Here is a 7,714-nt window from a genome sequence, read left to right on the forward strand (position 1 = left end):
TGCCCGCGCATGACTTCAGCCGGTTACCCCTGTTCGGTGCACGCGAAGCACTCAACGGACAGGGCGACGACGAAGGTGCCGAATCGGTCGATGGTCCGTCGCCGGTCGGTTCCGGCAGCAATGCGCAACCCGTGCCGCCGCGGCCGCGCCCCACCGGCACCAAGGTGGATGCGACCACCAGCTACACGCAGGCCGCGTTGCAGGCCGGGTATCTGTCGGGCCTGGGCATCGTGGCGCGGATGCAGGTGCTGCCCGACAGCACGACATGGGATGGCAATGAGGTCGTCGAATCGTTGCAGCAAGTGTCCTCGACGTGTCCGGACACGCTCACGCGGCCGGGGCCGTGCAACGGTCATTCACACTTCCCGATCGGCGCGAAGCTTCGCGCTCGTGGCGTGCGGCCGGAGCAGCCCGCGATGCGTAATCGTTTCTACGACATACACACCTCGCAATCGGAGGACGTGAGCTTCCTCCACGACGCCACGCGTAACCCCAAGGGTATCGATTCGTGTGAATCGGTGTGTCGGCAGGATTATTCGTATGACGGCGTGGTGATCGGTTCGCACAGCATCCGCCGTCAGTTTCGCAAGGGAAAGGTCAACAACCACGACGTCACCATCATTGATGTGACGAAGACAGACCTCGCCCCGGCGGCTACCGGCAATCAGCAGCAAGGCAACCTTGGAGGCGGCAGTGGCAGTGGTTCGCCACCATCAGGCAGTGGAGGAAAACCATGAGCAGCTTCCACGGTTCCCCCCGCATCCTCAAGGGCGGCATCGTGCTGATCGATCCCGACAGTTCGCAGGTGCTGCGCGTGATCACGTTGCAATACAACCCCGATTCCATCACGCGTTCCCTGCAGGTGCAGGCGATGGGGGCGAGTGGTGATCGTTCGGAGGTGTTGCGACTGAAGGGGCCGCCGGTGGAGACGATCAAGCTCGACGCCGAGATCGATGCGTCCGACCAGCTGGAGTTTCCCGATCAGAATCCGGTGACGACGCAGTCGGGCGTGTTTGCGCAGCTGGCCGCGCTGGAAACGATGATCTATCCCACCAGCGCGCAGTTGAACGCAAACGACACGCTGGCGCAGATCGGCACGCTGGAAATCATCCCGATGGAAACGCCCTTGGCGCTGTTCGTGTGGAGCCAGACACGCATTCTTCCCGTGCGTGTGACGGAGCTGAGCATCACCGAGGAAGCCTTCGACACGGCGCTCAATCCGATTCGCGCCAAGGTCAGCCTTGGGCTGCGCGTGCTCTCGGTGGACGACGTGCCCACCGGGCACAAGGCCGCCAGCCTGTTCATGAGTTACCTGCAGCGCAAGGAGCAATTGGCGAAGACCGCGCCCGCCATGCCGCTCTCCGCGCTCGGCCTGACAGGAGTGCCGTGATGGCCACGAACTTTTCTCCCACCAGCCGCTACGCGTTGACGCCAACTTGCACGTACGTGCGTGCCGACGGCACGCCCATCGTGTACCTCAGGCGTCGCATGGTGCCGGCGCCCGAGAACTTCGCGCTGCTGCAGTGGCATCGCGTCACGCAGGGTGAGCGGTTGGACAACATCACGGCGAAATATCTCGGCGATCCGGAACAGTTCTGGCGTCTGTGCGATGCCAATCGCGCGTTGCGCCCGGAAGAACTCACCGAGACGATAGGGCGGCGCATCGCCATCACCTTGCCCGAGGGCATCCCCGGGGTGCCGCATGCTTAAGGGCGTGCACCTAACGCTGATGGTCGGGCCGGTGGTGCCGATTCCGGTGCCGCAGATCGTGCTCGACGCGCTTACGCAGGTGGAGGTGGTGCAGCCTGACGAAGCAGCCGGCGCGTTCACGCTGCAGTTCACGCTGAGCGTGCAGTCGCCGTTGCACACGCTGTTCCTGTTGAGCGGCGGGGGCGTGGTGCCGCTGTTGCGCGTGATCCTGATCGCCACCATCAACGGCACGCCGCAGGTGTTGATCGACGGCGTGGTCAACAAGACCACGGTAGCGCCGGGGGCCGACCAGCGCCATGCGAGCCTCAACGTGATGGGCGATGACCTCACCACGGTGATGCAGAAGCTGGAATTCTCCGGCCTGCCGGGTACGCCGTATCCGGCGATGCCCGCCGAGGCGATCGTGGCGCTGCTGTTGGCCAAGTACGCGTTCCTTGGCGTGGTGCCGCTGATCATTCCCAGCATCGCCATCGACGTGCCGATTCCCACCGACCGCATTCCCACGCAGCAGGGCAGCGATCTCGATTACATCCGCATGCTCGCCGAGCAGGTGGGCTATGTGTTCTACATCGATCCAGGTCCTGTGCCCGGCATGAGCACGGCGTACTGGGGGCCGAAGATCAAGGTCGGCGTGCCGCAGCCCGCGCTCAACGCGGACATGGATGCGGGCAGCAACGTGGAGAATCTCAGCTTCAGCTACAACGGCGACGCACGCAGCCTGCCGCTGGTCTACATCCAGAACCAGCAGACCAAGGTGCCGCTGCCGATACCCATTCCCGACATCGGCCCGCTCAATCCGCCGCTGGGTTTGATCGATCCGCCGCCGCAACGCCTGCGGCCGCTGCCCGAAACGGCGAAGTACTCGCCGACGCGCGCGATGCTTCTGGGCATGGCCGAAGCGGCGAAGTCGGCCGATACGGTGACGGGGACGGGCAGCCTCGACGTGACGCGTTATGGCCGCATCCTCAAGCCACGGCAACTGGTGGGCGTGCGTGGCGTGGGTCCGGCTTTCGACGGTTTGCATTACGTGTCCGAAGTGCGCCATTCGATCAAGCGTGGCGAGTACAAGCAGAGCTTCAGCCTCTCGCGCAAGGGACTCATCTCCACCTTGCCGCTGGTGCCGCCATGAGCAGGTACTACGGCAAATACCGCGGCACGGTGCTGCAGAACGTGGATCCGCTGCAGCTGGGGCGCATCCAGGCGATGGTGCCCGATGTGTCGGGCATGCTGCCATCGAGCTGGGCGCTGCCGTGCGTGCCCGTCGCGGGCAAGCAGAGCGGTGTCTATGTGGTGCCGCAGGTCGGGGCAGGCGTGTGGATCGAGTTCGAGCAGGGCGATCCGGATTATCCGATCTGGACCGGCGGCTTCTGGGGCGTGGCGGCGGAAGTGCCGGCGCTGGCACTGGCAGGCAATCCCGCAAGCCCCAGCATCGTGCTTGGTTCGGGACTGCAGAACACCTTGTGCATCAGCGACGTGCCCGGCCCCACCGGCGGCATCATGATCAAGAGCACCACGGGCGCGATGATCGTCGTGAACGACGTGGGCATCACCATCTCCAACGGCAAGGGCGCCACCATCGTGCTGGCCGGCCCCACCGTAACCATCAACAACGGCGCGCTGGTCGTGACGTAGGGAGACTGACCGATGCCTGGATTCCTCATTCATGTCGGTGCCACGGTCCTGTGTTCCCACGGGGGACAGGCCCAGGCCATGACGCCGAATCCGCGCGTGACGGTGAGCGGACAACCCACGGTCACCATCGCCGGGCCATGGCTGGTGGCTGGTTGCGCGTTGCCACCGCCGCCGGCAGCGAACGGACCCTGCATCACCGCGCAGTTCGTGAGCTCCGCGACGCGCGTCACCTCGAACGGCCAGCCGCTGCTTTGCTTCGACAGCCAGGCGATCTGTGCACCCACCGGCACGCCGTTGCTCATCGTCGCCAGCCAGATGCGCGCCAGCGCCATGTGAGGATGCCATGGACCCCGCGATCAACATCGACTTTCCCTATCACTTCGACCATTCGGGCCGCACGGCGTCGCCGGACTATGACGACCACGTACGCGACCTGATCGAACAACTGCTGTTCACCAGCCCCGGCGAGCGCGTGAACCGGCCAGACTTTGGCAGCGGCCTGCTGCAGATGGTGTTTGCACCCAACAGCCCGGAAGTGGCAGCGGCCCTGCAGTTCACCTTGCAAGCAGCGCTGCAGCGATACCTGGGTGATGTCATTGGCGTCAACGCGCTGGATGTGACCGCCATCGATGCCACCTTGACGGTGGAGCTCAGCTACGTGGTGCTGGCCACGGGCGAGGCGCGCACGGACAGCTTCAGCCGGAGCGCGCCATGAACACCATCGACAGTGCACCGTCGTCGTTGGGCATCAGCTGCCAGTTGTCGCCCGCCTGCAGCGACGACCTGCGTCGCGAGAAGGTGCGGCTGGAGGGCAAGCTCAACGGCATCGACTTCGTCGAAGTGGGCGATGACGGTGTTTCCCTCTGCGTGCACCTGTTTGGCGACATACCGCCGGACATCGCGGTGGGCAACGTGCGCATCAGCGGTGGCGACCGCATCACCGGCCTTCATGCGCTCAGCGTCAACGAAGAGCACGAGCCGGACATGCACGACGATGTCTGCCTGCGCGTCGTGCTGGATCGCGAAGGCGATCACTCGGCGTATTGCCTGTGCCTGGTCGATGCATCGTCGGGCGACGATCCGGCCAGCTGGCGGGCGTATCCCGGGTTCGATCCGCGCTATGCCTGCGCGCCGGTGCGCTTTCGTCTCAATTGCGCGAAGAACGTCGATTACGCCGCCACCACGCCATGCATGAAGCCGGCGCCAACGCTGCCGGACATCAACTATCTCGCCAAGGACTATGCCAGCTTCCGGCAACTGTTCCTCGATCGCATGGCGATCACCGTGCCCGGATGGCAGGAGCGCCACGTGCCCGATGTCGGGGTGGCGATGGTGGAAGTGATGGCGTATGTCGCCGATCACTTGAGCTACTACCAGGATGCCGTGGCAACAGAGGCCTACCTCGCCACGGCGCGGCGCCGCATTTCGGTGCGCCGGCACGCGAGACTGGTGGACTACCGCATGCACGAAGGCTGCAATGCGCGTGCCTTCGTGACGCTTGCGCTGGATGCCGGCGAACAGACGCTCGTGCTCGACCAGTTGTTGCTGCTGGTGCCGCCGCCTGGGCAGACGGGCGTTACGCCAGGTGCCATCGATGCCAAGACGCTGGAAGCGGTGCGCGCACAGGGTGCACTGGTGTTCGAACCGATGCCGCTCGACGGCGCGCAAACCATCATCGTAGTGGCAGCGCAAAGCAGCATCCGGCTCTATACCTGGGGCAATCAACGATGCTGCCTGCCACGCGGCAGCACGCAGGCGGTGCTGCTGGATGCGCCGCTGCCCGCGCCACCGGTGACGACGCCTCCCGCGGAAACACCTCCCGCCGGAACGCCTCCCGATGGCACGCCGGGCAATACGCCGGTGCCGCAGGTGAAGTCCGCTGCGGTAAACGTGCCGCAGCGTGCGCTCAAGCTCAAGGTCGGCGACCTGTTGATCTTCGAGGAAGTGCTGGGCGTGTCCACCGGCAATCCGGCGGACGCCGATCCGACGCATCGCCATGCGGTGCGACTCACGGCCGTGCAGGAGCTGATCGATCCGCTGGATGGCAGCCTGCTGCTGCAGGTGAGCTGGGATGCGTGCGATGCCTTGCCGTTTGATCTGTGCCTCTCCGTGCGTCTGCCGTCGCCGGATTGCCGCTGGATCGACGACGTAAGCCTGGCACGTGGCAACGTGCTGCTGGTCGATCATGGCGATCACTTGCCGGGGCAGTGTCAGTGCGATGCGCTGTGCGCGCCGCCGGATGCCATCGACGATGTGGACTATCCGGGGCTGTCCAGCGCGATGGCCGCCGTGCCCGATGCCTGCACGCGTTGCATGGCACTGAAGGAGGAATGCTGGCTGGTGCCCGGCGGTGCGCAATATACCTGTTGCGTCTGCGATGACGCCGTGCAGGACGTGATCCGCCCGGCGGGCGATTCCGGTCATGCACTGGCCAGTGCGCCGTTGACCTGGGCAGAACCGTTGCCGGCCGGTCCAGGCGTACCGGTGTGCCAGCTGCTGTCGCGCGATCCGCGACAGGCACAGCCGCAGCTCGCGGTGTATGGCGGACGGCTGGACGAGGTGCTGGTGAGCGGCACGCCTGATGCACGCTGCTCGTGGGTGGTGCGTTACGACCTGCTGGAAAGCGGCACCGACGATCGTCATTTCGTGGTGGAAGTGGACGACGACGGCGTGGCGCATCTTCGCTTCGGCGATGGCACGCTGGGGCAGCAGCCACAAGCAGGCGATTTCTTCCGCGCCTTGCCGCGCATCGGCAATGGCAGCGCGGGCAACGTGGGCTGCGACAGCATCGTGTGGCTGGCCGTGAAGAACGACACGCCGCCGGTGGGCATCGTGCCGCGCAATCCGTTGGCGGCCGCCGGTGGCACCGATCCGGAGAGCCTGGCCGAGGTGAAGCTGTATGCGCCCGGCGCCTTCCGCGCTTATCCCTTGCGGGCCATCACCGCCGATGATTACGCCATGTTCGCGGCACGCGAGCCTGCGCTGCAGGGTGCCTCCTGCCAGCTCGCATGGAACGGCAGCTGGTATGAAGCCGACGTGGTGGTCGATCCGCGCGGCGCGGAAGCGCTTGCCGCGTCGTTGGCGTCCACGGTGAAGCGTGACCTGCAACCGTACCGCCGCATCGGGCATGACGTGGCCGTGCTGGCCGCGCGCTACGTGCCGTTGTTGATCGAACTGCACGTCTGCGTGCTGCCCGATTTCCTGGTGGCACTCGTCAAGACCGAGCTGCTGGATCGTTTCACTTCCGGTCTGCGTAGCGACGGCCTGCCGGGCTTCTTCCATCCGGATCGGTTGTTGCTTGGCGCTTCTGTCTACGGAAGTGCGCTGATCGCCGAAGCACAGGCTGTTGTCGGTGTCGCCCACGTCGAGCTGGTCACGCTCGCACGCGCGGAAGGCGGCGTGTCGGGCGACGTGCCGGCCGATGGCCTGTTGTCCATGGCATCGGTGGAGATCGCGCAGGTCGACAGCAGTCCCGACCATCCGGACCGCGGCTCCATCACATTCATCATGGGAGGTGGCCGATGAGCTGCTGCAGCGTCTGTGGCCAGCACGCCTGCGCCTGCGGATGTGGCGCCAGCGAACGCACGCCGCTTTCCCTCTACAACCGGCCGGGGCTCGGCAGCCTCGCGTATCGCGTGGGAACCTATGCCGACTTCTTCGCGACCATGCAGATGGACCTGAGTTCGTCCGCGCTGCCGGCATTGGCAGGATTGCGCACGCGTGAGCTGGACGATCCTTCCATGGCGCTGATCGATGCATGGGCCATCGGCGCCGACGTGTTGAGCTTCTACCAGGAGCGCATCGCCAACGAAGGTTACCTTCGCACGGCGACGGAGCGCTGTTCCGTGCTGCAGCTGGGTCGGTTGGTGGATTACCGTTTGCGTCCCGGCGTGGCGGCGAGTGTCTATCTGGCCTACACCATCGATGACAACTCGCCGCCAGTGACCATTCCCCTGGGCGCCAAGGCGCAGTCCGTGCCGGCGCCGGGCGAGCAGATGCAGACCTTCGAGACGGCGGAGTCGCTGGATGCGCGACACGAATGGAACGTGCTGAAGCCGCGGCAGACCCAGCCGCAGAACATCACGCTGGACAACATCGCCTCGCTCGATCAGTTATGGCTCGCCGGCGCCAATACCCAGCTCAAGCACAACGACAAATTACTGTTCCTGTTTGGCGCGCTGGCAACGGGCACCACGGCGATGCGGCTGGTGGACTCGGTGGACGTCCAGCAGACCGATCCGGCCACCGGCGCCATACTGCCAGCTGCCGACCAGCGCAGCCGCATCCGCCTGCAGGCGATGGATGCAGCCACCGTGGCGATCATTGCCGCCGCCAATCGCGCCGTCGTCGCGCTGGCATCGGGCGACGCGCG

8 protein-coding genes and 1 pseudogene are annotated in these 7,714 nt (G+C 65.5%); 8 read left to right on the plus strand and 1 reads right to left on the minus strand.

Features of this window, described 5'->3' with window-relative positions; all coding sequences use genetic code 11:
• The 5 genes from VFG49_RS17880 to VFG49_RS17900 all read left to right on the plus strand — a co-directional run.
• A partial coding sequence (locus VFG49_RS17880) for a hypothetical protein (RefSeq protein ID WP_324863078.1) occupies positions 1-737 on the plus strand: 737 nt, incomplete at its 5' end.
• Positions 734-1,390 (plus strand): hypothetical protein, encoded by a 657-nt coding sequence (locus VFG49_RS17885; protein WP_324863080.1) that lies wholly within the window; start codon positions 734-736, stop codon positions 1,388-1,390. The genes VFG49_RS17880 and VFG49_RS17885, both read left to right, overlap by 4 nt.
• Positions 1,390-1,710, plus strand: a complete 321-nt coding sequence (locus VFG49_RS17890) for a LysM domain-containing protein (RefSeq protein WP_324863082.1) — start codon at positions 1,390-1,392, stop codon at positions 1,708-1,710. Before VFG49_RS17885 ends, VFG49_RS17890 begins: the two co-directional genes overlap by 1 nt.
• Entirely contained in the window at positions 1,703-2,839 is a 1,137-nt protein-coding gene (locus VFG49_RS17895; protein ID WP_324863084.1) for a hypothetical protein, read from the plus strand. Before VFG49_RS17890 ends, VFG49_RS17895 begins: the two co-directional genes overlap by 8 nt.
• Complete coding sequence (locus VFG49_RS17900) at positions 2,836-3,342, plus strand: phage baseplate assembly protein V (protein WP_324863086.1); 507 nt, start codon at positions 2,836-2,838, stop codon at positions 3,340-3,342. Before VFG49_RS17895 ends, VFG49_RS17900 begins: the two co-directional genes overlap by 4 nt.
• A 29-nt stretch (positions 3,343-3,371) precedes the next feature.
• Here VFG49_RS17900 and VFG49_RS17905 read toward each other — a convergent pair whose 3' ends face one another.
• Positions 3,372-3,674 carry a hypothetical protein gene (locus VFG49_RS17905; RefSeq protein WP_324863088.1) on the minus strand — a complete coding sequence of 101 codons (303 nt, stop codon included), beginning with the start codon at positions 3,672-3,674 and terminating at the stop codon, positions 3,372-3,374.
• An 11-nt stretch (positions 3,675-3,685) separates the two neighbouring features.
• Between VFG49_RS17905 and VFG49_RS17910 the strand changes: the two genes are divergently transcribed.
• The 3 genes and pseudogenes from VFG49_RS17910 to VFG49_RS17920 form a co-directional block, all read left to right on the plus strand.
• A complete protein-coding gene (locus VFG49_RS17910; protein ID WP_324863090.1) occupies positions 3,686-4,057 on the plus strand; it encodes a GPW/gp25 family protein in 372 nt (123 codons plus the stop codon).
• Positions 4,054-6,867, plus strand: a complete 2,814-nt coding sequence (locus VFG49_RS17915; RefSeq protein WP_324863093.1) for a putative baseplate assembly protein — start codon at positions 4,054-4,056, stop codon at positions 6,865-6,867. Before VFG49_RS17910 ends, VFG49_RS17915 begins: the two co-directional genes overlap by 4 nt.
• A pseudogene (locus VFG49_RS17920) lies at positions 6,864-7,714 on the plus strand (putative baseplate assembly protein); the annotation flags it as partial. The gene VFG49_RS17915 and the pseudogene VFG49_RS17920, both read left to right, overlap by 4 nt.

The sequence above is a fragment of the Dyella sp. genome (genome assembly GCF_035685885.1).
GTDB lineage: Bacteria > Pseudomonadota > Gammaproteobacteria > Xanthomonadales > Rhodanobacteraceae > Dyella.

Excerpts from the sequence above, each read along its gene's own strand:
- VFG49_RS17910 (WP_324863090.1), top strand. The coding sequence starts at position 3,686 with ATGGACCCCGCGATCAACATCGACTTTCCCTATCACTTCGACCATTCG.
- VFG49_RS17890 (WP_324863082.1), top strand. The coding sequence starts at position 1,390 with ATGGCCACGAACTTTTCTCCCACCAGCCGCTACGCGTTGACGCCAACT.
- VFG49_RS17915 (WP_324863093.1), top strand. The coding sequence starts at position 4,054 with ATGAACACCATCGACAGTGCACCGTCGTCGTTGGGCATCAGCTGCCAG.
- VFG49_RS17900 (WP_324863086.1), top strand. The coding sequence starts at position 2,836 with ATGAGCAGGTACTACGGCAAATACCGCGGCACGGTGCTGCAGAACGTG.
- VFG49_RS17905 (WP_324863088.1), bottom strand. The coding sequence starts at position 3,674 with ATGGCGCTGGCGCGCATCTGGCTGGCGACGATGAGCAACGGCGTGCCG.
- VFG49_RS17885 (WP_324863080.1), top strand. The coding sequence starts at position 734 with ATGAGCAGCTTCCACGGTTCCCCCCGCATCCTCAAGGGCGGCATCGTG.
- VFG49_RS17895 (WP_324863084.1), top strand. The coding sequence starts at position 1,703 with ATGCTTAAGGGCGTGCACCTAACGCTGATGGTCGGGCCGGTGGTGCCG.